The organism is Dellaglioa sp. CoH-55-MRSF-7 (assembly GCF_056782235.1).
This window is the reverse complement of sequence record NZ_JBXAYI010000004.1, coordinates 121,950-146,141: the sequence shown is the minus strand read 5'-3', so window position 1 is coordinate 146,141 and position 24,192 is coordinate 121,950. Positions and strand designations below refer to the sequence as shown.

The window sequence follows — 24,192 nt, the reverse complement described above, 5'->3', positions numbered from 1 at the left end:
AAAGAATTAAGAGGAGACAATATAAAATGGATGAAATGTATGATCAATTACAATCAGTTGATGATCGCTATGAAGAATTAGGCGAATTATTGTCTGATCCTGAGATTATTTCAAATAATAATCGGTTTATGGAATTATCAAAAGAAATGGCAAGTATCCGCGAAACAGTTGAGAAATATCGCCAATATAAAGTTGTTGTTCAAGAACTTGCAGATGCTGAAGAAATGCTAGGCGAAAATTTAGATTCTGAAATGGCTGAAATGGCTAAAGAAGAATTATCTGACGCAAAGAAAGCAAAAGCAGCTTTAGAAGAAGAAATTAAGGTACTATTAATTCCTAAGGATCCTAATGATGATAAAAATATTATCATGGAAATTCACGGCGCTGCCGGTGGGGATGAAGCTAGTTTATTTGCTGCAGATTTATTCTCAATGTATTCTAAATACGCTGAGAAGCAAGGTTGGACTGTTGAAATTGTGGATAAAAATGTGACTGAAGTCGGTGGTTTTAAAGAAATTGTCCTGTTGATTAATGGTGATAGTGTCTTTTCTAAGCTGAAATATGAAAGTGGTGCACATCGAGTTCAACGAATTCCATCAACAGAATCAGCTGGACGTGTGCATACTTCTACTGCAACAGTAGGTGTTATGCCTGAAGCAGAAGATGTTGAAATTGAAATTGATGCAAAAGATATTAGAACGGATGTTTATCGTTCTTCTGGTGCCGGTGGACAACATGTTAATAAGACATCATCTGCTGTCCGAATGACCCATTTACCAACAAACATTGTTGTAGCTATGCAAGATGAACGTTCACAACAACAAAATCGTGAAAAAGCTATGAAAATTTTGAAGGCTCGAGTTTATGATTTCTATTCACAACAAGAACAAAGTGCTTACAATGAAAATAGAAAATCAGCTGTTGGATCAGGGGACCGTTCAGAACGAATTAGAACTTATAATTTCCCTCAAAATCGTGTGACTGATCATCGAATTGGATTATCATTGAATAAATTAGATCGTGTTATGAATGGTGAACTTGAAGAAGTAATCGATTCATTGATTTTATATGATCAAACACAAAAAATGGAAAAGTTGCAAGAAAATGACTAATCCAACCTACTATGAAGCCTTGAAATGGGCTTCTTTGTGTATAGAGGAACATAAGTTAGAAGTTGAAAGTGGTCAGTGGTTATTATTAGAGCGACTAAGCTGGTCAACGACTGATTTATTAATGAATTATCAAACAAAAATGCCAAAAAATGAGTGGCAACAATATCAGATAGATATTCAGCAATTTTGTGATGGAATGCCGGCACAATACATTATTGGTCATGCCTACTTTTTTGGTATGCAATTGAAAGTGACCGAAGCAACCCTTATTCCGAGACCTGAGACGGAAGAATTGGTAGAATGGATGTTGGAGACATTGCCTGCTAATGAGAAGTTGGTAATTGCTGATATTGGAACCGGTTCTGGAGCAATTGCGATTGCTTTAAAACAACAGCGACCAAATTGGCAAATCTTTGCAAGTGATATTTCTAAAGAAGCAATTACGGTTGCCAAAAAAAATGCACAAGCACAGCAAGTTGATGTAACATTTTTGATTGGAGATTTAACAGAACCTATTCATGAATTGAAAGTGGATGTCATCGTGTCTAATCCACCATACATTGCCGAAAATGAGCGAGATGTGATGGATAAAAGTGTGATTGAACATGAACCGCAAGTCGCATTATTTGCAGCTGAAAATGGTCTAATCTTGTATCGAAGAATGATAGAAGAGGTGGCTCGCTTCACGCAAAAACCAAGAGATATTTTCTTTGAAATAGGGTATCAACAAGAAAACGCCGTGATAAAGATGTTAACAAACGCATTTGAAAATGCAGTTTTAATAGAAGGAAAAAAAGATAGTTTTGATAATCAAAGAATGATTCACGCAAAATTATAAAAGGGGTGTTGAGTTAATGGAAACAATTATTTATCAACCTAATGAAATAGAAACTGCTGCAGAGTTATTAAAGCAAGGACAATTGATCGCATTCCCAACTGAAACAGTGTACGGATTGGGTGCCGATGCGACAAATGAAGAGGCAGTCAAACAAGTGTATGCTGCAAAAGGTCGACCAAGTGATAATCCACTAATCGTACACGTTGCCGATGTAGAGACAGTTCGGGAATATGCACAACCACTTACTGCCAATGTGGAAAAGTTAATTAAAACATTTTGGCCGGGTTCATTGACGCTTATCCTTAAATTAAAAGCAGGAGCTCTTTCAAAGACTGTTACAGGCGGTTTAGAAACTGCAGCCTTTAGAATGCCAGATAACAAAGTTACATTAGATTTTATTATTAAGTCGGGCGTTCCAATTGTTGGCCCTTCAGCTAATACTTCAGGTAAACCTAGTCCAACAATGGCAGAACATGTTGCTCATGATTTGAATGGTAAAATTGCTGGTATCATTGATGATGGGCAAACAAAAGTAGGGGTGGAGTCAACTGTCTTAGACATGAGTACAGATGAACCAACAATTTTGAGACCTGGAGCAGTTACTCAGTCACAAATTGAGGATGTAATTGGACACGTTAGTGATGATACACATGAAGTTGCCGAAGGAGAAACGCCAAAAGCACCTGGGATGAAGTATCGACATTATGCACCAAGAGCACAAGTTGTGATTGTTGATTCAACACAAAATTGGTCAGATATTTTAGACTGGGTCGCTAAACAAGATATTGCAATCGGATTAATGGCAAAAGAAGGTCAAATTGATACGGATCAGATACCTAAGAATAGTGGCTATTCTTCTTTAGGAAAAACAATTGAATCAGCAAGCCAATCACTTTTTGACGGTTTACGCTACTTCGATGACAACCCTAATGTTCAAATGATTTTAGTTGAAGGGTTTGATAAAAAGGGATTGGGTGTTGCTTACATGAACCGTCTTGAAAAAGCAGCAAGTAGCCAAAATATTGTTGAACTTATGGATGCTGAAAAAGTGAAATATAAACAACAGGATAAAGAATTGTGGGATGCAATCGCTCATGAAGAAAAACGCCAAGAGGACAATATTGAATTAATTGCGTCTGAAAATATCGTTTCTGATGCTGTACGTGCTGCACAAGGTAGCGTGTTAACCAATAAGTATGCTGAAGGGTATCCTAATAAGCGTTACTACGGTGGTTGTGAGTATATTGATGTAGTTGAACAATTAGCTATTGATCGTGCTAAGGCACTATTCCATGCTGAATATGCCAATGTACAACCACATTCTGGTTCACAAGCTAATATGGCCGTTTACCAGGCATTTTTAGAACCTCAAGATAAGATTTTAGGAATGAAATTAAACGATGGTGGACATTTAACGCATGGTTCACCAGTAAATTTCTCAGGTGAATTGTACAATTTTGTTAGTTATGGTGTTGATTCTAAAACAGAACGTTTAAATTATGATGCTATTCGAGAGATAGCACTTAAAGAAAAACCTAAAATGATTATTGCTGGAGCCTCAGCTTATAGTCGAATGATCGACTTTACAAAATTTAGAGCAATCGCTGATGAAGTTGGCGCCTATTTAATGGTAGATATGGCTCATATTGCTGGTCTTGTAGCTACTGGACTGCATCCAAATCCCGTAGATGTAGCTGATGTTGTTACGACAACAACGCATAAAACGTTACGTGGCCCTCGTGGTGGAATGATTCTTGCTAAAGAAAAATATGCTAAAAAACTAAACTCGGCAGTTTTCCCTGGTACACAGGGTGGCCCACTTGAACACGTAATTGCTGGGAAAGCGGCAGCATTCTATGAGGCAGCGCAACCAGCATTTACGGCGTATATGTATCAAGTTGTTCAGAATTCACAAGCAATGGCTGGCGTATTTGCACAGTCAGATTTAGTGAGAGTTATTTCTGGTGGAACTGATAATCACTTAATGAACTTAGATGTAACACCTTCTGGGTTAAATGGAAAAGAAGTTCAAAACTTATTAGATCGTGTTCATATTACTGTGAATAAAAATACAATTCCAAATGAATCATTGAGCCCATTTAAAACGTCTGGAATTCGAATTGGAACGCCAGCAATTTCTACTCGTGGGTTTGACAGCGAAGACGTAAAAGTGATTGCAATTCTAATTCTATACGCAATTCAATTTCACGATGATGACGATAAATTAGCCGAAATTGGTTCGCAAGTTTTAGCATTATCTAAAAAGCATCCTATTTCACAAATTAAATACGTTTAAGACTAGTATTTTAGGTAATAATTCGCTAAAATAGAATAGACTAAATTTAAGGGAGTGTTTCGTAATGGGCAAATTTCAAGTGATGGACCATCCGTTAATTCAACACAAATTAACGATTATACGTGATAAGAACTGTGGTACAAAAGAATTTAGAGAAGTTGTTAATGAAATTGCTGAACTAATGGTATATGATGTTTCTCGCGATTTTGCTTTAGAAGATGTTATCGTTGAAACACCTATGGGTAAAACAACACAAAAAACATTGGCTGGTAAGAAAATTGCTATTATTCCTATTTTAAGAGCTGGTTTAGGGATGGTTGATGGTATTTTGGAATTATTACCAGCAGCTAAAGTTGGACATATTGGTATGTACCGTGATGAAACAACATTCCAACCAACAGAATATTTTGTAAAAATGCCTGAAGATATTGCTAGTCGTGATCTTCTTGTAGTAGACCCAATGCTTGCTACTGGTGGTTCTGCTATTATGGCAGTTGATGCATTGAAGAAGCGCGGCGCAAAGACAATTAAGTTTGTTTGTCTTGTTGCGGCTCCAGAAGGTGTTGCAGCTTTACGTGAAAAACATCCTGATATTGATATTTATACAGCAGCACTTGATGATCACTTGAATGAAGATGGCTACATTGTCCCAGGTTTGGGCGATGCAGGTGATCGATTGTTTGGTACGAAATAAATTAAATGAATGGCCCTTAGAATGCTTATGCGTAAGCCGTCTAGGTGTCATTTTTTTTAATGTGAAAAAAAACTCAAAATAAGTCAGAATTTCTTTTGTATTTTATTTCAATTGGTGGTATGATTTCTTTTGTAATTGGAGAATATTTATAAAGTTATTCTCTTTAATTTATACCGTTTTATACGGTCAAATAAAAGTTTGGAAAGAGGTGAAATTCTGTGGATGGAGATGCTTTCGTTGTGAATTTTTATGGCCTACCTTTCAATATTACGAATGTCGTTTCCGGTTTACTTGCATGTGTGATTGTCGCGATGATAGCTATTGTATTATCGAGAAGACTGACCATGAAACCGACTGGTAGACAAAATGTTTTGGAATGGCTCATTGATTTCACCAATGGGATTGTTAAAAGCGCAATGCCAGGAAAAGAAGGTAAGAAGTTTAATTTATTAGCATTTACGTTATTCTTATTTATCTTTGTATCTAACCAAATGGGTTTATTTTTACAAATAGGTTTTGGCGACAAGACGTTGATTAAAAGTCCAACGTCGAGTCCGCTAACGACACTAACGTTTGCATTTTTGATTCTGCTATTATCACATTTTATGGGTGTTATTCAATTCGGATTTAAGGGATATATTAAAAATTCCTATTTGAGTCCAGTTGCATTTCTTTTACCTATTAACTTGATTGAAGAATTTACAAATTTGCTAACATTAGCTCTTCGTTTGTACGGAAACATTTACGCTGGGGAAGTATTATTAACGTTAATTGGTGGTGCAGTTTCTATGGGCCCATTAATGACTATCGTGGCTTTACCAGTTGAAATGATCTGGCAAGGATTCTCTCTGTTTATCGGAAGTATCCAAGCTTACGTATTCGTAACATTGTCAATGGTTTATATCGGTGGAAAAGTACAAAAAGAATAAAACAAGATATCTAAGGAGGAAACAATTATTATGGGATTATTAGCAGCAGGTATTGCAGCTGGTTTAGCCGCTGTCGCAACAGGTATTGGTAATGGTTTAGTTATTTCTAAAACAATCGAAGGTATGGCTCGCCAACCAGAATTATCTGGTCAATTACGTTCAACAATGTTTATTGGTGTTGGTTTGATTGAAGCCGTTCCTATTATTGCTATCGTTATTTCATTCTTATTGATGGCTAAATAATTTTTGAAATTAAGTTTGATTCTTCGTTGATACAACGAAATATATTAATTTTAAAAAGGAGGTGTCAATAGATGTTTTCAGATTTAGTTTTCGGTGCAGTTGGTAATTTTCAAACTGGTGATTTCTTATTCTATATTATTTCGTTTGTTATTTTGATGTTAATCATCAAACACTTTGCATGGGGTCCTGTCACAAAAATGATGAGTGACCGTGCAGATAAAATTGCAAATGATTTAGATTCTGCTGAAGATTCAAGAAAAAAAGCCGATATTTTGGCAACTGAACGACAAGACCAATTAGATAATTCACGTCAAGAAGCATCTGAAATTGTTAGTCGTGCAAAAGATAACGGTAAAAAGCAACATGATGATATCGTTTCTGGAGCTCAAGATGAAGCAACGACGTTGAAACAAAATGCTGTTAAAGATATTGAACAAGAACGCCAAGAAGTATTGAGTAGCGTTCAAAGTGATGTCGCTGAATTATCTATTGAAATTGCTTCTAAGATTATTCAAAAAGAATTAAATGAGAATGATCAAAAAAACTTAATCAATTCTTATATTGAAGGGTTGGTAAAGTAAAATGAAATTAGATAAGGCAACCGTTGCCAATCGTTACGGTGAAGCCATCTTTGAAATTGCTGATGAACAAGGTAATATTGTTGCCTTTTCTGAAGAATTAGAGGAAGTTAGACAAGTTTTTCTTGCTAATCCACAATTGAGTGAAGTGCTTGTTGATGCACGTCTTAATTTGTTAGAAAAGCAAGACCTTGTTAAGGTCTTACTCAAAGATGCATCTCCAATTATTGCAAACGTTATCCAAATGGTCTTTGATTATGGTCGAATGGGTGATATGGTTGGAATAATTGAAGAATTCGAACGATTATGCGATGTTAAAGAAAAAATTGTACATGCAACCGTTACAACTGCAATTGAGCTTGATGATAGTCAATTAACGAAATTATCAAGTAAGTTTGCAGAAAGAATCGGTGCAAATAAGATAGTATTTAACAATATTATTGATGAAAAAATTATTGGTGGCGTTATTATTGAAGCCAATAATCAGATTTTTGATGGATCAATTTCATCAAAAATCAACAAAGTAAAACGATTATTAGCGGAGTAACATATTAAAGTAGTTAAGAGGTGAACCTTGTATGAGCATTAAAGCTGAAGAAATCAGTGCTTTAATTAAAGAACAATTGGAACAATATAAAGACGAACTTATCGTTGATGAAGTAGGTACCGTTACTTATGTTGGTGATGGTATTGCTCGTGCACACGGTTTGGATAACGCTTTATCAGGAGAATTGTTAGAATTTTCTGACGGTACTTATGGTATGGCTCAAAATCTAGAAACAAACGATGTTGGTATCGTTATTTTAGGTGGCTATGAAGGTATCCGTGAAGGCGACGTTGTCAAACGTACGGGTAGAATCATGGAAGTTCCTGTTGGTGAAGAACTTATCGGACGTGTTGTTAATCCTTTAGGCCAACCCATCGATGGTAAAGGTGATCTTAAGACAAACAAAACTCGTCCAGTCGAAAAAAAGGCTCCAGGAGTTATGGATCGTAAGTCAGTTGATCAACCTTTACAAACTGGACTTAAAGCTATTGATGCTTTAGTTCCAATTGGCCGTGGACAACGTGAATTGATTATTGGTGATCGTAAGACTGGTAAAACATCAGTTGCTATTGATACGATTTTAAATCAAAAAGATCAAGACATGATTTGTATCTATGTTGCTATTGGACAAAAAGAATCAACTGTTAGCGCACAAGTGGAAACGTTACGTCGATTAGGCGCAATGGACTACACAATTGTCGTTAGTGCTGGTCCTGCTTCTCCCGCACCATTATTATGGTTAGCTCCATATACTGGTTCAGCAATGGGTGAAGAATTCATGTATAACGGTAAACATGTCTTGATTGTATTTGATGATTTATCAAAACAAGCAACGGCTTACCGTGAACTGTCATTAATTTTGAGACGTCCGCCGGGTCGTGAAGCTTATCCTGGTGATGTTTTCTACTTACATTCACGTTTACTTGAACGTGCAGCTAAGTTAAGTGATGAATTGGGTGGTGGTTCAATGACTGCTCTTCCATTTATCGAAACACAGGCTGGTGATGTTTCTGCATATATTCCTACTAACGTAATTTCGATTACTGATGGTCAAATTTTCTTGGATAGTGATTTATTCTATTCAGGTACTCGTCCAGCTATTGATGCTGGTACATCAGTTTCTCGTGTTGGTGGGTCAGCTCAAATTAAAGCAATGAAGAAAGTTGCCGGAAGCCTTCGTTTGGCTCTTGCATCATTCCGAGAATTAGAATCATTTTCTCAATTTGGTTCTGATTTAGATGCCGCAACACAAGCTAAATTAAATCGTGGACATCGTACGGTTGAAGTACTTAAACAACCATTACACAAGCCATTAGTTGTTGAAAAACAAGTTTTAATTTTATATGCATTAACACATGGATTCTTGGATTCAGTTCCTGTTGATGATATTCTTCGTTTTGAAGGTGAAATTTTTGATTTCTTTGATAATAATCATAGTGATCTTTTAAATCACATCAAAGAAACAGGTAATTTACCTGACGAAGATAAATTTGATGCTGCAATCAAAGACTTTTCAGAAGGTTTCCAAGTAACTCCTGAAAAAGCGTAAACTAAAAGTAAATGAAAGATGGTGAGAATTAATGGGTGCTTCATTAATGGAAGTAAAGCGTCGAATCGTTTCAACTAAGAAAACGGGACAAATAACTGGCGCAATGCAAGTTGTTTCGACTGCTAAGTTAAGCCAAATTCAGCGTCATACTCAAAGTTATCAGATATATGCTTCTAAAATTAGAAGTGTCATTACCCATCTTGCCCAATCTCACCTTTTAGATGCTAAAGCTGGAAAATCAAAGCAATCATCTGAGAATGATAGTTCAAAATTTTCAGGTTTTGATATGTTACAAAAGAGACCTGTTAAAAAAAGTGGTTATTTAATTATTACTTCTGATCGTGGTTTAGTTGGTAGTTACAATAGTAACGTAATTAAACAAACATTAGATTTGATGAAGCAAAATGGCCATACTGTAGATAATGCTGTTATTATTGCTGTTGGTGGTACTGGTGCTGACTTCTTTAAAAATAGAGGATATGAGGTTGCCTACGAATACCGTGGTGTAAGTGATATTCCAACGTTTATTGAGGTTCGTGAAATCGTTAAATCAGTAGTAACAATGTATAACAGTGAAGTTTATGATGAATTATTTGTTTGTTATAATCATTTCGTTAATAGTTTACAATCGGACTTTCATTCTGAACAAATGCTTCCTATTTCAGAAGTGAATATGGATACAGATGCAGAAGGTATTGAAACGTCTAATGTGATGGGGAATGAAGATTATGATATGGAACCTTCAGGAGACGCAATTCTTGAAGTTGTTCTACCTCAGTTTGCTGAAAGCTTAGTATATGGTGCGATTTTAGATGCTAAAACAGCTGAACATGCTTCAAGTTCTACAGCAATGAAATCTGCGACAGATAATGCTAAAGATATTATTGCATCATTAGAATTAAAGTATAATCGTGCACGTCAAAGTGCTATTACAACAGAAATTACAGAAATTACTGGTGCAACAGCTGCTTTAGAGTAAAATGACAGGAGGAAATACAGAAGATGAGTCTCGGTAAAGTTGTTCAAGTTATCGGGCCCGTCGTCGATGTACAATTCTCTTTAAACGAAACCTTACCAGATATCAATAATGCGTTAAAAGTTACACGTGAAGATGGAACTGCTCTAATTATCGAAGTTACGCTTGAATTAGGTGACGGAGTTATGAGAACAATCGCCATGGATTCTACGGATGGCTTGCAACGTGGAACAGTTGTTGAAGACACAGGTGCTTCAATTTCTGTCCCTGTTGGTGAAGATACTCTTGGTCGAGTGTTTAACGTTTTAGGAGATACCATTGATGGTGGTCCTGAATTTAATAAAGATGCAGAGCGCAGTAGCATCCATAAAGATGCTCCTAAATATGATGAATTAAGTGCAAGTACTGAGGTTCTTGAAACAGGAATTAAAGTTATTGACTTGTTAGCCCCTTATATTAAAGGTGGTAAAATTGGATTATTCGGTGGTGCCGGTGTTGGTAAAACTGTTTTAATTCAAGAATTAATTCATAATATTGCTCAAGAACATAATGGTATTTCAGTGTTTACCGGTGTTGGTGAACGTACTCGTGAAGGTAATGACCTTTACTTTGAAATGAAAGAATCCGGCGTGTTAGAGAAGACAGCCATGGTGTTTGGTCAGATGAACGAGCCGCCTGGTGCCCGTATGCGTGTTGCATTGACTGGTCTTACAATTGCGGAATATTTCCGTGATGAAAAAGGACAAGATGTGCTATTGTTTATTGATAATATTTTCCGCTTTACACAAGCTGGTTCTGAAGTTTCAGCCTTATTAGGCCGTATTCCTTCAGCCGTAGGTTATCAACCAACATTAGCTACTGAAATGGGTCAATTGCAAGAACGTATCACGTCAACTAAAAAAGGTTCAGTTACATCAATTCAAGCAGTTTATGTTCCAGCTGATGATTATACTGATCCTGCTCCTGCAACGACGTTCGCCCATTTGGATGCAACAACTAACTTGGAACGTAGCTTAACGCAACAAGGTATTTACCCAGCTGTTGATCCTTTGGCTTCAACTTCAAGTGCTTTGACACCTGAAATTGTTGGAGAAGAACATTATCGTGTTGCTACGGAAGTTCAACATACGTTACAACGTTATCGTGAATTACAAGATATTATTTCTATTTTAGGTATGGATGAATTATCTGATGATGAAAAAGTAATTGTAGCACGTGCGCGTCGCATCCAATTCTTCCTTTCACAAAACTTTAATGTTGCCGAACAATTCACAGGAAAACCTGGATCATATGTACCAATTGCTGAAACAGTTCAAGGATTTAAAGATATTCTTGATGGTAAATATGATTCACTTCCTGAAGATGCTTTCAATGGTGTCGGCCCAATCGAAGATGTTATTGAAGCAGCAAATAAAATGGCAAAATAGGGGGTAATAACAGATGGCTGAAGATTCAGTTTTGACCGTTAGTATCGTCACTCCTGATGGTAGTGTTTATGACAATAATGCTAAAATGATTATTGTTAAAACACCCAGCGGGGAAATGGGTATTTTACCCAATCATATTCCAGTTATTGCTTCTCTTGATATTGATGCTGTCAGGGTTAAGGTAAATGATAATGAAGAAGATGAAATTGCCGTAAGTGGTGGATTCATTGAATTTTCAAAAAATGTCGCAACGGTTGTTGCAAATGCAGCAGAATGCCAAGAAGATATTGATGAAAATCGTGCACAGGCTGCTAAAAAAAGAGCTGAGCAGATGATTTCTACTGCAAAACAAACACATAATGTTGATGAACTTAAAAGATCTGAAATTGCACTTAGACGTGCAATCAATCGAATTAATATCTCTAAACATTAATACAAAAGTGGGTGCTGGATTTATTCAGTACCTTTTTTTGTATATACATATTAAATATTTCATTTTTGTTACAAATATTAGCGACAAGTGGTACAAAATATGCTATGCTTATGACGAATAAATTTTAGGAGTGTTTTGATGAATACTGTGGGAATCCAATCGCTAGTTACTTTAATGAGTCATCTAATGTTTATTGGAATTGCTTTTTGGGCAATTCAAGGGTTACGAATAGACAGGTTTTTCCCACAAAGTAGCCAACAAAGAATCAAAGTTTTAATTGTCTTATTGGCTATTTTATTAGGATATACAAGCAGTGCCTTTTTCTTAAATTTTATTGATAATGTTCGTAATTTAGTTTTTTTAGTTAAATAATAACGGGGGAATAACTTGTGGAAAAAATAATCGTCAAGGGTGGAAACTCACTCAATGGAACAGTGCATATAGAAGGCGCAAAGAATGCAGTATTGCCAATTCTAGCAGCCGGAATTTTAGCAAGTAGTGGTGAAAATACACTGTCAAATGTACCAGTTTTGTCAGATGTCTTTACAATGAATAACGTACTACGTTTTTTAAATTTAGACGTTGACTTTAATGAAGAAACTAATGAAGTTAAAATGAGTGCGACTAAAGAATTATCACCAGAAGCACCATTTGAATATGTTTCAAAAATGCGTGCTTCTATTGTTGTAATGGGACCACTTTTGGCACGACTTAAACATGCGAAGATTGCAATGCCTGGTGGGTGTGCAATAGGTTCTCGCCCAATTGATTTGCATTTAAAAGGTTTTGAAGCAATGGGTGCGCATATTGAACAATTCGATGGTTATATAGAAGCAACTGTAGATGAATTAAAGGGTGCCAACATTTATCTTGATTTTCCAAGTGTAGGTGCAACTCAGAATATTATGATGGCTGCAACATTAGCTACTGGTACAACTGTGATTGAAAATGTTGCAAGAGAACCAGAAATTGTTGATTTAGCTAATATTTTAAATAAAATGGGTGCTAAAGTACAAGGTGCTGGTACCGAAACAATTCGCATTCATGGTGTTAAGGCATTACATGGCGCTGATCATGCAGTTGTCCAAGATCGGATTGAAGCAGGGACATTCATGGTTGCTGCAGCAATGACTCAAGGTAATGTTTTAATCGAAGAGGCTATTGCGGAACACAATAAACCATTAATTTCTAAATTAGAAGAAATGGGCATTGACGTTATCCAAGAAGACAATGGTATCCGAGTAATTGGAACAGAAAAAATTAAACCAACTACAGTTAAAACATTGCCTCATCCAGGGTACCCAACTGATATGCAGCCTCAAATGACTGTCCTTCAATTAATGGCAGATGGTACAAGTATTTTAACAGAGACGGTATTCGAAAATCGTTTTATGCATCTTGAAGAATTACGACGTATGAATGCAAAATTTAAGATTGAAGGCAACTCAGTTGTCATGTATGGTCCAACTGACTTCAATGGTGCAGAAGTTGCTGCTACAGACTTAAGAGCTGCTGCAGCACTTGTGCTAGCAGGATTAGTAGCTCGTGGTTATACACAAGTTACACATCTTGAATATCTTGATCGAGGCTACTATCATTTCCATCAAAAGTTAGAAGCTTTGGGTGCTGAAATTAAACGTATCAATGATGATACACAAGATATAATTATTAAGACAGAAAATGAAGTAAAATAGAAGAAATGTCCATTTTGGACATTTTTTTATTGTATAGGTATATGGTATAATGCTTACATTAGTGTAAGTTTTAAGTGCCGAGAGGAGAAGCATAATGGCTAAAGATATTGGTATTGATTTAGGAACCGCAAATGTATTAATTAACGTACAAAATAAAGGAATCGTCTTAAATGAACCATCTGTTGTTGCAATTGACACAAAATCAGGTCGTGTATTAGCAGTTGGATCAGAAGCATATAAAATGGTTGGTAGAACACCTGGTAGTATTAGAGCTATCAGACCTATGAAAAATGGTGTCATTGCTGATTTTGATATTACAGAACAAATGTTAACTTACTTTATTAAAAAATTAAATGTGAGCGGCTTTTTATCAAAACCAAGTATTTTGATTTGTTGCCCAACAAATATCACATCAATTGAACAAAAAGCAATTATTCAAGCTGCTGAAAAAGCTGGTGGTGGCAAGGTTTATCTTGCTGAAGAACCTAAAGTTGCAGCTATTGGTGCTGGGTTGGATATTTATCAACCCCGTGGTAGTTTAGTGATTGATATTGGTGGTGGTACAAGTGATGTTGCCGTTATTTCATTAGGCGATATTGTAGCAAGCCGTTCATTACGTGTTGCTGGTGATCAATTGAATAGTGATGTTATCAATTTTGTTAAGCAAAAACATAACCTTCAAATCGGTGAACGTACAGCTGAAAAAGCTAAAATTGAAATTGGGACAGTTTACCCAGACAATCGTGCATTAGAAATGGAAATTCGTGGACGAGATGTTGTTACTGGTTTACCAAAGACAGTTGTGCTTAGCTCTGCTGAGATTGAAGAAGCAACTCATGATACAATGCAAGCAATCGTTGCAGCAACTAAAGAAGTTCTTGAACAAACACCACCAGAATTAGCATCAGATATTATTGATACTGGGATTATTTTAACAGGTGGCGGTGCATTATTAGATGGTGTTGATTTATTAATGTCATCGAACTTAGATATTCCTGTTATGGTGTCAGAAACACCATTGGATGATGTCGCAAAAGGAACTGGATTCTTGTTAGATCATATTGAAAAACAAGGTAGATAACAACTGTGATACTGGTTATTAAGGGAGGTCTATTAACGGGGCAATCTGTTGATGGACCTTTTCATATAGGAGGTGTCATTTATTTATGCAAAACTTAATGCTTGCACCAATCAAGTTTTATCAAAAATTTATTTCACCGATGTTTCCACCTAGTTGCCGGTACTATCCAACATGTTCAAACTATATGATTAAGGCAATTCAAAAACACGGTGCAAAAGGTATTATTATGGGTATCGGTAGGATTTTACGATGCCATCCTTTTGTCAGAGGCGGATACGATCCCGTACCTGATTACTTTACCGTACGAAGAAATAAGAACCCTAAAGGAGAAGAAAAGCATGTCTAAAAAAGAAAAAGAGATTGAAGTAGCAGAAAATGATATTAAAATTAATGGTGAGGATGCAGTTTCATTAACCGTTGGCGGTATTGAAATTGGTACAGTCATTCAACAAGATACAAAATTTGTTGCAACATTAAGTAACGGTGAGATATTCAAAGCTAAAACTCGTGATGAAGGTATTGATACTTTATTGCGCGATTTTCACTTACATCGCGGTTAATTAGTCAATTATTAAATTTTAGCCTATTCAAAAATTTAACGAAATAAGTGACATAGTGTGGAGGGGAATTCTATGAGTAGTAGAAAAGATGAGGTCGATAGTGAGTCAAGAATTGATTATGGTATTATTTTTGCCGTTTTAGTCTTGGCAATTATTGGGCTTGCCTCAATTTACGTATCAGCATCCCATGATACTAGTGCGACCTCAATTGTTAGCCAAATGGTTTCACAGTTAATGTGGTACGCTATTGGTGTCATTGCAATTGTCGTTATTATGCAATTTGACTCAGAACAATTATGGCGAGTCGCACCGATAGGGTATTTTATTGGCCTGTTTTTATTGATGATTGTTTTAGTCGTATATAGTCGACCTTTATATATAAACACAGGTGCTAAAAGTTGGATACCATTAGTTGGTTCGTTAACGTTCCAACCATCAGAAGTTATGAAGCCAGCATTTATATTAATGTTGGCGCGTGTGGTTACGATACATAACAATGATTATCCAACTCATAAAATTGGGACAGATATTATTTTATTAGCCAAAATGATAGCATGGACGTTACCAGTAGTTATTTTATTAAAACTGCAAAATGATTTTGGAACAATGCTCGTTTTCTTTGCTATTTTAGGTGGTGTCATTTTAGTTTCAGGTATCACTTGGAAGATTATTGGACCGGCATTTGGAACGGTGGCTGTTGTAGGTGGAACGGCATTATATATGGTTATTTCAACAACTGGTCGATCAATTCTAGAAAAAGTTGGCTTTTCTGCCTACCAATTTGACCGAATTGATAACTGGTTAGATCCATCAAAAGATACATCCGGAACAGGATATCAATTATGGCAAAGTATGAAAGCCATTGGATCAGGACAAATGACTGGTAAGGGATTTAACGTGTCAAATGTTTATGTTCCCGTCCGTGAATCTGATATGATTTTTTCTGTTATCGGCGAAAACTTTGGGTTTATTGGTGGTTGTATTTTAATCTTTATTTATTTCTTACTCATTTATCGAATGGTTCGTGCAACCTTTGATACGAAGAATGAATTTTATGCTTACTTATCTACTGGGGTCATTATGATGATTTTATTCCATGTTTTTGAAAACATTGGGATGAGTATTGGGTTACTACCTTTAACAGGTATTCCATTACCATTTGTCAGTCAAGGTGGGTCTGCTTTAGTAGGAAATATGATTGGAATTGGCTTAATTATGTCAATGCGATACCATCATAAGAGTTACATGTTCAGTAGCGAAGACGAAGATTTTGATAAAAAGATAAGGCAGTGATTCTATTATGGAATCACTGTTTTTTAAAACTAGGAGGTTTTGATGATGATTGATTTTTATTGGTATCCTAAATGTTCAACTTGTAGAAAAGCAAAACAATGGTTAGACGAAAATGAGGTTGAATACCATATAATAGATCTTATCCAAGAAACACCAAAGGCGAGTCTAATCGAAAAATGGTTGAATGAGTCTGGTCTTCCAGCAATATCTTTTTTTAATACACAAGGAAATAAGTATCGTGAATTAAATCTAAAAGATAAACGACCAACGATGACAATTCAGCAATCAAGTCAAATTTTAGCATCAGATGGGATGTTAATGAAACGTCCGGTATTAACTGATGGAACAAAATTAACGACCGGATTCAGTGAAGATGTTTTTACAGAGACATGGTTAAATAAATAAAACTGTTGACATTAAATTTTAATCTAGCTATAATCAACTACAATAAGAAATACAGATAAGACGTTTTGAAAAGATGAGTAAATTTTAGTAATTAGTTAAGAGAATCCTGGTAGCTGAAAAGGGATCAAAATTACGGAATTGAATATGGTCTTGGAACGTTTGGTAGATGAGCAATGTTAATCTACCTTGGGTACGCCCAATACAGCGGAAAGGTATCGGTTATATTAAAACCCGTACCTGATGAGATTGTTATCGTGAGGTAACAATAAAACAAGGTGGTAACACGTGAAGTTTATAACTTCTCGTCCTTCCGTTTATTAAACGGGGGATGGGAGGTTATTTTTTTGCAGAAAAATTAGGAGGTATTAACATGATTGAGTTTAAAAATGTATCAAAAGAGTTTATCACGAAAAGTGGTAAGGTTAGCGCTGTTTCTGATGTGAATCTTTCGGTGGAAGATGGTAGCATCTTAGGTATTGTAGGATATTCAGGTGCTGGTAAAAGTACATTAATTAGAATGCTGAATGGATTAGAGACACCAACTTCGGGTGAAGTTGACGTTAATGGCGCTAAAATCGCATCTTTATCGGGTAGAACATTGAGAAAGCAACGTCAAAAAATTGGCATGATTTTTCAACATTTTAATTTACTCTGGTCACGAACGGTTGTGGAAAACATCATGTTTCCACTTGAACTTGCTGGAATAAGTAAAACTGAGCGGTTGTCCAAAGCTGAAGAATTAACAACATTAGTTGGGTTAAAAGGTAAAGAAAATGCATATCCTTCTGAGTTATCTGGTGGACAAAAGCAACGAGTTGGGATTGCTAGGGCTTTAGCGAATGATCCTGAAATTTTGATTTGTGATGAAGCAACAAGTGCGCTAGATCCACAAACAACAGATGAAATATTAGATTTATTACTTCAAATTAATCATAAATTGAAATTAACAATTGTATTAATCACTCATGAAATGCATGTGGTTCGTAAGATATGTGATCACGTTGCTGTAATGGAATCTGGAAAATTAGTGGAGAGTGGACTTGTCTTAGACGTCTTTAAGCGTCCGAAACAAGACGTCACAAAACGATTCGTTAATCAGGAGGTCACACCAGCTCTACATGATACTGAACTTGCTGTAAATGAATTAATTGAAGCTTATCCACAAGGGTTGATTGTTCAATTAACCTTTCACAGTACGCAGACGCAAATGCCAATTATCTCTGAAATGTTAAGACAAATTCCAGAAGTTGATTTTAATATCGTTGAGGGTTCCATTCATCAAACTCAAGGTGGCCCAATTGGAACATTATATATTCAATTAACTGGTCCAAAAATAAGTTTAGATCAAACCGTTCCATTCTTGCAAAAAATGAAAGTAGAAACGGAGGTATTGCATTATGGGGACTAATACTTGGGCGTCATATTTTAACTTTAATGCTGTTAACTGGGATGAATTCTGGTCAAATACTTGGGAAACAATCAGTATGACATTAATATCTACAATAGCCGTTACAATTTTGGGTATTATCTTAGGTCTTATTTTATTTGAAACAAAACAAAAAACGACCGGTAAAATAAGTATCTGGGTAAAAATAATTAATTGGATTGTTTCAGCCATGGTTAACATTTTTCGTTCAATTCCGTTTATTATTTTAATTGTCTTATTATTGCCTTTTACTAAGGCTTTAGTTGGTTCTATTATTGGACCGATTGCAGCATTGCCAGCTCTAATCCTCTCGGCGGCTCCATTTTATGCACGAATGGTGGAACTTGCTTTTCGTGAGATTGATTATGGTGTGATTGAAGCAGCTGAAGCAATGGGTGCTAACAAGGCACAAATCATTTGGAAAGTACTATTACGAGAAAGTTTACCAGCTCTTATTTCAGGGGCGACAGTTACTGGAATTACAATTATTGGGTACACGGCAATGGCTGGTACGATTGGTGCCGGTGGGCTAGGAAATTGGGCTTTCATTGAAGGTTATGGTGCTAATAATAATACTGTTACACTAGTTGCAACGGTCACAATCATCATTATTGTTGCCATTTTTCAACTTATTGGTGATCATTCAGCTAAATTAATCGATAAACGAAATAATTAAGGGGTAACCTCATGAGAATAAACAAAAAGTTCATTTTTTCATTTCTATTTTTGACTCTTTTATTAGCTGGATGCGGGAAACAATCAAATGGAATGACTACTTTGACAATTGGTGCTAGTAATATGCCCCATGCAGAAATTCTAGATCATGTAAAACCAATGTTGGCAAAAGAAGGTATCGATTTAAAAGTTAAAGTTTTTCAGGATTATGTGATGCCTAATAAAGCGACTGAATCTGGTGATTTAGATGCTAATTATTTTCAACATAAACCATTTTTAGATAATTGGGACAAACAGAATAATGGTGATTTAATAAGTGTTGGAAATGTTCATCTTGAACCAATCGGTGTCTATTCTAAACAAGTTAAAAAGTTAACTGATTTGAAGAAAGGAAGTACGGTTTTAGTATCTAACAGTATTTCAGATTATGGTCGTGTTTTAACTATTTTTAAAGATGCTGGATTAATAACCCTGAAAAAAGGGACAGACGTGGCAACTGCAAATTTTGCTGATATCAAAACAAATAAATTAAATTTAGTTTTTAAGCATACGTATGAGCCAAAATTGATGTCTGATTTATATGAAAATAATGAAGGCTCAGCCATCATTATTAATGCAAATTATGCGGTTGAAGCTGGATTAAATCCAACGAAACAAGCTATTGCATTAGAACGTAGTACATCATCATATGCGAATTTAGTTGCTGTCGCACCAAAAAATAAAGATAATCCTGCGATTAAAAAGTTAGTTAAAGCACTACAATCTAAAAAGACACGCGAATGGATTTTGAATAAGTATAAAGGTGCCGTTATTCCTGCAAAATAAAGAGAATTGAATTAGTCGACATGACTAATTCAATTCTCTTTATTTTGCAATTTTATTAATTAGCCATTTGAAAATAGCTAAATCTGATGGTTCTCTTATATAAGACATTTCGGGATGCCATTGAACACCTAAAATGAGACCGTCATTACTACTGATACCTTCAATTAGGCCATCTGAACTTGTCGCAATGGCCGTTAATGAATCACCTAAACGGTTAATGGCTTGGTGATGGTACGTATTGACACGAAGCGTTGAACCATAAGTATCTGATAAATAATTATTTGCTTTAATCGATACAGAATGTGTGGCGTATTCTGGTAATGTTGGATCTTGTAAATGCTTAACTTGCCAATTTGAATAGTCACTTAAATCTTGATAGAGTGTTCCACCAAAAAAGACGTTAAGTATTTGTAGTCCACGGCAAATACCAAGTATTGGTATTTTTCGAGAAATAGCTTCCTTGATTAAAGCGAGCTCCATTTCGTCACGTGGGGGATTTAATTCTTCTAATTTTGGATGAGGTTCTTGGCCGTATAAGATTGGTGAAACATCTTGACCACCTGCTAATAGTAAACCATCTACCAAATCAAGATAACTAGATGCGTTTGCTAAATCAGTAGGAATGATTAGTGGTAAACCGCCAACTTCAATAATGGCATCAATATAGCCTTGAGGTGTATAAGTAATTTCGTTAATGTGCATGCCTGTAATTGGATTTCGATTAGGATTTCCAACAATACCGATAATAGGTTTCATAAATGAACCTCCTCAAAATTTACTTTTTATTAGTTTAACTTAATTAAATAAAGATTGCGAGTCTCGAGGCTCCATTGAAATGGATAATTTATTAAGATAGAATGGAATATATTAATGAATCGGAGGAATGCTAAAATGTCGACACTTGAGGTTAAAAATTTACATGTAGAAATTGAAGATAAAGAAATTTTAAAAGGTGTTAATTTAAAAATGTCGACTGGAGAAGTACACGCAATCATGGGTCCAAATGGAACAGGTAAATCAACTTTATCTGAGGCCATTATGGGGAATCCTGCGTATAAAGTGACAGAAGGCGAAGTATTGCTGAATGGTGTAAACATTTTAGAACTACCTGTTGATGAGCGAGCTCGAGCAGGATTATTTTTAGCAATGCAATATCCTTCAGAAATTCCTGGTGTAACAAATGCTGAATTTATGCGTGCAGCAATCAACGCACGTCGACCGGAAGATAAACAAATCCCAATTCGAGAATATTTAAAGAAATTAGATAAAACGATGACAACTTTAGATATGACTGAGGAAATGGCTGATCGTTATTTAAATGAAGGTTTTTCAGGTGGCGAAAAGAAACGTAATGAAATTTTACAACTGATGATGATTGAACCAAAATTTGCTATTTTAGATGAAATTGATTCAGGTCTAGACATTGATGCATTGAAAGTTGTTTCGAGAGGCGTAAATGAAATGTTGAAAAATGCGGAATTTGGAACACTTATGATTACGCATTACCAACGTTTGCTGAACTATATTGTGCCTGATGTGGTGCACGTTATGATGGATGGACGGGTTGTTAAAACGGGTGGCGCCGAACTTGCAGAAAAACTGGAAGAAGAAGGCTATGCTGGTTTGCGTGATGAATTAGGGCTAGACATTACTTTAACAGACGAGAACCTTTAGTGGAGGGCCGGAAAATGATTGATTTGAAGCTCTTAGAACAAAGTATAATTGATTTTTCAAATTTAAAACAAGAACCTGAGTGGTTTCAACAATTAAGAAGAGATGCCTTTGTAAAAAAAACATTACTAGCGCTTCCTTCATTTGAAAAAATTAGATACCAAAAATGGCCCATTATACCTGAAACACTGGTTAAAGAATCAGGGGAATTTGTTTCAAAAAAATCGGATGAAAATACGTTTATTCAAGTTGGATCTCGAACGATTAGTTTAAATATATCTGAGGAATTAAAAGAAAATCATGTTATTATTTGCGACTGGTCAACCGCGTTAGTGGAACATGCAGATTTAATTAAGAAATATTTTATGACTAAGGCAGTTAAATGGGATAGTGATTTGTTGACCGCAACGCATTTAGCACAATTAACCGGTGGTTTGTTTATTTATGTACCTAAAAATGTTGTATTAGACAACCCAATTACAACTTATTTAACGCAGGATGCACGGGACAATCAGGACTATGTACAGCATGTTTTAATTGTCGCAGCAGAAAATAGTCAGTTTTCATATCTAGAAAATCGTTCAACAGTCGGTGATCAGATCACAACCGCAAATATTATTGTGGAAGTGATTGCTAAAGCTAACAGTCATGTTAAATTTGCTGGAGTTGATCAATTAGGGGAACATACAACAGCATATATTAACCGTCGGGGTTATTTATTAGGCAATGCAAAAATAGATTGGTCAATTGGATTACTTAATAATGGCAATATAATTGGCGATTTCGATTCTGATTTAATTGGTGCAGGTTCTCACGCAGATGTTAAAGTTGTTGCGATTTCAACAGGAAATCAGATTCAAGGGATTGATACACGGGTGACGAATTATGGTAAACATTCAATTGGTCAAATTCTGCAACACGGTGTAATTTTATCGCGTTCTACATTAATATTTAATGGAATTGGCCATATTATTAAAGGTGCAAAGGGTGCGAATGCTCAACAAGAAAGCCGTGTGCTAATGTTATCCACAAAAGCACGTGGAGACGCTAATCCTATTTTATTAATTGATGAAAATGATGTTCAAGCTGGACATGCAGCTAGTGTTGGACGCGTGAATCAGGAACAATTGTACTATCTGATGAGTCGTGGATTACACAAAGAAGAAGCAGAAAGACTTGTTATTCGTGGATTCTTAGGACCTGTTTTAACGGCAATTCCGGCAGTTGATGTTCGTGAACGATTAATCGAAACAATAGAGGGGAAACTCATTAATGGTCAAAAATTTGAAAAAGTATCGCAATGATTTTCCTATTTTAAAGCAAATTGTGAATGATGAACCGTTAATTTATTTTGACAATGCTGCAACTGTTCAGAAACCACAAGCAGTTATTAATGCCATTTCACATTATTATGAAAATGATAATGCCAATGTACATCGTGGTGTGCATACTTTAGCCGAGCGTACAACACAGCAATTTGAAGATGTACGACAAGCTGTTGCTGATTTTATTCATGCAAAATATTCAGCTGAAATCTTATTTACAAAAGGGACAACCGAAAGTTTAAACTGGGTTGCTCAGGGTTTTGCACAGAATCGATTGAAACCAGGGGATGAGATTTTAATATCTATTATGGAACACCATAGTAACCTTGTTCCTTGGCAACAAGTCGCACAAGCAACTGGTGCTAAATTAGTTTACATCGACATAACAGATGATGGACAATTAGACATTAATGATGCGAAATTAAAAATGACAGCTAAAACTAAAATTGTATCGCTAACTCAAATTTCAAATGTTTTGGGGAGTATAAACCCCATCAAAGAATTAACGGACATGGCACATACAGTCGGTGCGGTTGTTATTTGTGATGGGGCGCAATCAATACCTTATATGCCGATTAATGTTCAGGAGTTAGATGTTGATTTTTTTGCTTTTTCAGGTCATAAAATGGGGGCTGCAACTGGTATTGGCGTTTTATATGGAAAAAGTAATTATTTGAACGAGATGCAGCCACTAGAATTTGGTGGTGAGATGATTGATTTTGTTGAAGAGCAACAATCAACCTTTAAAGATATTCCTTGGAAATTTGAAGCGGGGACACCTAATATTGAAGGGGTCATTTCATTAGGTGCTACTATTCACTATTTAAATGAAGTTGGAATGGTTAATATACAAGCACATGAACAGATGCTCATCACTGATTTATTACCTAAATTAAAAGCCATTTCTGGCATTACTGTCTATGGGCCAACTGAAAGTAAAAAACGATCAGGCGTTATTTCATTTAATTTGGAGGGACTACATCCGCATGACGTTGCGACAGCTCTTGATATGCAAGGAATTGCGGTTCGCGCGGGTCATCATTGTGCACAGCCATTAATGAAGTGCATGGGTGTATCGTCAACTGTTCGTATTAGTTTATATTTTTACAATACTTTAGAAGAAAATCAAAAATTTATTGACGCGTTAATCGCTACAAAGGAGTTCTTTAAAAATGGGACTATCTAAATTAGATAATTTATATCGCCAAGTTATTTTGGAACATGCCACACATCCGCATCATCATGGCTCACTAGTAAAGGGTCAGAAATCAATTGAACTCAGAAATCCAACCTGTGGGGATGTTTTAAAAGTTGAACTTATCATGAGTGACAACAAGGTTCAAGATGTTGCCTTTTCTGGGACGGGTTGTACGATTAGCCAGGCATCTGCAAGTATGATGACTGATGAAATTATTGGTAAAGCAAAAAATGAAATAGAAGAAATGGTGACAACATTTTCAAGAATGGTAACAGGTGAAACGATTGATGAAAATCTTTTAGGTGATGCTGCTATTTTAGAAGGTGTCGCTCAGTTTCCAGCTCGGATTAAGTGTGCCACATTAGCTTGGAAGGCAGTTTATCAAGCTATTAATTTAGAAAATTAGAGAGGAGGTAA

27 protein-coding genes and 1 pseudogene are annotated in these 24,192 nt (G+C 35.8%); 27 read left to right on the top strand and 1 reads right to left on the bottom strand.

The window, feature by feature from the left end:
* The first annotated feature begins 26 nt into the window (after nt 1-26).
* From prfA to AC1RPU_RS05750, 23 genes and pseudogenes are all read left to right on the top strand, one after another.
* The gene (prfA, locus tag AC1RPU_RS05860; protein WP_409022299.1) at nt 27-1,112 is read left to right on the top strand and encodes a peptide chain release factor 1; all 1,086 of its coding nucleotides are present in this window, start codon (nt 27-29) and stop codon (nt 1,110-1,112) included.
* On the top strand, nt 1,105-1,950 hold the full coding sequence (gene prmC, locus AC1RPU_RS05855) for a peptide chain release factor N(5)-glutamine methyltransferase (protein WP_481761636.1): 846 nt from the start codon (nt 1,105-1,107) through the stop codon (nt 1,948-1,950). Before prfA ends, prmC begins: the two co-directional genes overlap by 8 nt.
* 16 nt (nt 1,951-1,966) lie before the next feature.
* A pseudogene (locus AC1RPU_RS05850) lies at nt 1,967-2,950 on the top strand (L-threonylcarbamoyladenylate synthase); the annotation flags it as partial.
* A gap of 33 nt (nt 2,951-2,983) precedes the next feature.
* Complete coding sequence (gene glyA / locus AC1RPU_RS05845) at nt 2,984-4,246, top strand: serine hydroxymethyltransferase (protein WP_481761720.1); 1,263 nt, start codon at nt 2,984-2,986, stop codon at nt 4,244-4,246.
* Between the two features lie 64 nt (nt 4,247-4,310).
* A complete protein-coding gene (gene upp, locus AC1RPU_RS05840) occupies nt 4,311-4,940 on the top strand; it encodes a uracil phosphoribosyltransferase (RefSeq protein WP_409022301.1) in 630 nt (209 codons plus the stop codon).
* A 218-nt stretch (nt 4,941-5,158) separates the two neighbouring features.
* The gene (atpB, locus tag AC1RPU_RS05835; protein WP_409022302.1) at nt 5,159-5,869 is read left to right on the top strand and encodes a F0F1 ATP synthase subunit A; all 711 of its coding nucleotides are present in this window, start codon (nt 5,159-5,161) and stop codon (nt 5,867-5,869) included.
* 30 nt (nt 5,870-5,899) lie between these two features.
* Complete coding sequence (gene atpE, locus AC1RPU_RS05830) at nt 5,900-6,112, top strand: F0F1 ATP synthase subunit C (protein WP_409022303.1); 213 nt, start codon at nt 5,900-5,902, stop codon at nt 6,110-6,112.
* A 71-nt stretch (nt 6,113-6,183) separates the two neighbouring features.
* On the top strand, nt 6,184-6,693 hold the full coding sequence (gene atpF, locus AC1RPU_RS05825; protein WP_409022304.1) for a F0F1 ATP synthase subunit B: 510 nt from the start codon (nt 6,184-6,186) through the stop codon (nt 6,691-6,693).
* A 1-nt stretch (nt 6,694) separates the two neighbouring features.
* Entirely contained in the window at nt 6,695-7,237 is a 543-nt protein-coding gene (gene atpH / locus AC1RPU_RS05820) for an ATP synthase F1 subunit delta (protein WP_481761637.1), read from the top strand.
* A 31-nt stretch (nt 7,238-7,268) separates the two neighbouring features.
* Complete coding sequence (gene atpA / locus AC1RPU_RS05815; RefSeq protein ID WP_481761638.1) at nt 7,269-8,786, top strand: F0F1 ATP synthase subunit alpha; 1,518 nt, start codon at nt 7,269-7,271, stop codon at nt 8,784-8,786.
* A gap of 31 nt (nt 8,787-8,817) precedes the next feature.
* A complete protein-coding gene (locus AC1RPU_RS05810) occupies nt 8,818-9,765 on the top strand; it encodes a F0F1 ATP synthase subunit gamma (protein WP_481761639.1) in 948 nt (315 codons plus the stop codon).
* A gap of 23 nt (nt 9,766-9,788) precedes the next feature.
* Complete coding sequence (atpD, locus tag AC1RPU_RS05805; RefSeq protein ID WP_409022308.1) at nt 9,789-11,189, top strand: F0F1 ATP synthase subunit beta; 1,401 nt, start codon at nt 9,789-9,791, stop codon at nt 11,187-11,189.
* 13 nt (nt 11,190-11,202) lie between these two features.
* Nucleotides 11,203-11,622, top strand: a complete 420-nt coding sequence (locus AC1RPU_RS05800; RefSeq protein ID WP_481761640.1) for a F0F1 ATP synthase subunit epsilon — start codon at nt 11,203-11,205, stop codon at nt 11,620-11,622.
* A 138-nt stretch (nt 11,623-11,760) separates the two neighbouring features.
* On the top strand, nt 11,761-11,994 hold the full coding sequence (locus tag AC1RPU_RS05795) for a DUF1146 family protein (protein ID WP_409022310.1): 234 nt from the start codon (nt 11,761-11,763) through the stop codon (nt 11,992-11,994).
* Nucleotides 11,995-12,011: 17 nt separating this feature from the next.
* Nucleotides 12,012-13,316 carry a UDP-N-acetylglucosamine 1-carboxyvinyltransferase gene (gene murA / locus AC1RPU_RS05790; protein WP_481761641.1) on the top strand — a complete coding sequence of 435 codons (1,305 nt, stop codon included), beginning with the start codon at nt 12,012-12,014 and terminating at the stop codon, nt 13,314-13,316.
* A 94-nt stretch (nt 13,317-13,410) separates the two neighbouring features.
* Nucleotides 13,411-14,397: a rod shape-determining protein gene (mreB, locus tag AC1RPU_RS05785; RefSeq protein ID WP_409022312.1), complete on the top strand. Its 987-nt coding sequence runs from the start codon at nt 13,411-13,413 to the stop codon at nt 14,395-14,397.
* A gap of 85 nt (nt 14,398-14,482) precedes the next feature.
* Nucleotides 14,483-14,743, top strand: a complete 261-nt coding sequence (gene yidD / locus AC1RPU_RS05780; protein WP_409022313.1) for a membrane protein insertion efficiency factor YidD — start codon at nt 14,483-14,485, stop codon at nt 14,741-14,743.
* Nucleotides 14,736-14,957: a DUF2969 domain-containing protein gene (locus AC1RPU_RS05775; protein ID WP_409022314.1), complete on the top strand. Its 222-nt coding sequence runs from the start codon at nt 14,736-14,738 to the stop codon at nt 14,955-14,957. The genes yidD and AC1RPU_RS05775 overlap by 8 nt, the downstream gene beginning before the upstream one ends.
* A 72-nt stretch (nt 14,958-15,029) precedes the next feature.
* Nucleotides 15,030-16,250, top strand: a complete 1,221-nt coding sequence (locus AC1RPU_RS05770; RefSeq protein WP_481761642.1) for an FtsW/RodA/SpoVE family cell cycle protein — start codon at nt 15,030-15,032, stop codon at nt 16,248-16,250.
* 45 nt (nt 16,251-16,295) lie between these two features.
* The gene (locus AC1RPU_RS05765; RefSeq protein ID WP_481761721.1) at nt 16,296-16,655 is read left to right on the top strand and encodes an arsenate reductase family protein; all 360 of its coding nucleotides are present in this window, start codon (nt 16,296-16,298) and stop codon (nt 16,653-16,655) included.
* A 370-nt stretch (nt 16,656-17,025) separates the two neighbouring features.
* A complete protein-coding gene (locus AC1RPU_RS05760) occupies nt 17,026-18,063 on the top strand; it encodes a methionine ABC transporter ATP-binding protein (protein ID WP_481761643.1) in 1,038 nt (345 codons plus the stop codon).
* A complete protein-coding gene (locus AC1RPU_RS05755; RefSeq protein ID WP_409022317.1) occupies nt 18,053-18,757 on the top strand; it encodes a methionine ABC transporter permease in 705 nt (234 codons plus the stop codon). The genes AC1RPU_RS05760 and AC1RPU_RS05755 overlap by 11 nt, the downstream gene beginning before the upstream one ends.
* Nucleotides 18,758-18,774: 17 nt before the next feature.
* A complete protein-coding gene (locus AC1RPU_RS05750) occupies nt 18,775-19,581 on the top strand; it encodes a MetQ/NlpA family ABC transporter substrate-binding protein (RefSeq protein ID WP_481761722.1) in 807 nt (268 codons plus the stop codon).
* A 39-nt stretch (nt 19,582-19,620) separates the two neighbouring features.
* On the opposite strand, the gene AC1RPU_RS05745 is transcribed toward AC1RPU_RS05750, so the two are convergent.
* The gene (locus AC1RPU_RS05745) at nt 19,621-20,337 is read right to left on the bottom strand and encodes a gamma-glutamyl-gamma-aminobutyrate hydrolase family protein (protein ID WP_481761644.1); all 717 of its coding nucleotides are present in this window, start codon (nt 20,335-20,337) and stop codon (nt 19,621-19,623) included.
* 135 nt (nt 20,338-20,472) lie between these two features.
* Here AC1RPU_RS05745 and sufC point away from each other — a divergent pair, with 135 nt between their 5' ends.
* From sufC to sufU, 4 genes are read left to right on the top strand one after another with little or no spacing between them, the layout of a single operon-like run.
* A complete protein-coding gene (gene sufC, locus AC1RPU_RS05740; RefSeq protein WP_481761645.1) occupies nt 20,473-21,255 on the top strand; it encodes a Fe-S cluster assembly ATPase SufC in 783 nt (260 codons plus the stop codon).
* A gap of 14 nt (nt 21,256-21,269) precedes the next feature.
* Nucleotides 21,270-22,556 (top strand): Fe-S cluster assembly protein SufD, encoded by a 1,287-nt coding sequence (gene sufD / locus AC1RPU_RS05735; RefSeq protein WP_481761646.1) that lies wholly within the window; start codon nt 21,270-21,272, stop codon nt 22,554-22,556.
* Complete coding sequence (locus tag AC1RPU_RS05730; protein WP_481761647.1) at nt 22,525-23,763, top strand: aminotransferase class V-fold PLP-dependent enzyme; 1,239 nt, start codon at nt 22,525-22,527, stop codon at nt 23,761-23,763. The genes sufD and AC1RPU_RS05730 overlap by 32 nt, the downstream gene beginning before the upstream one ends.
* Nucleotides 23,750-24,181: a Fe-S cluster assembly sulfur transfer protein SufU gene (sufU, locus tag AC1RPU_RS05725; protein WP_481761648.1), complete on the top strand. Its 432-nt coding sequence runs from the start codon at nt 23,750-23,752 to the stop codon at nt 24,179-24,181. Before AC1RPU_RS05730 ends, sufU begins: the two co-directional genes overlap by 14 nt.
* Nucleotides 24,182-24,192 lie beyond the last annotated feature (11 nt).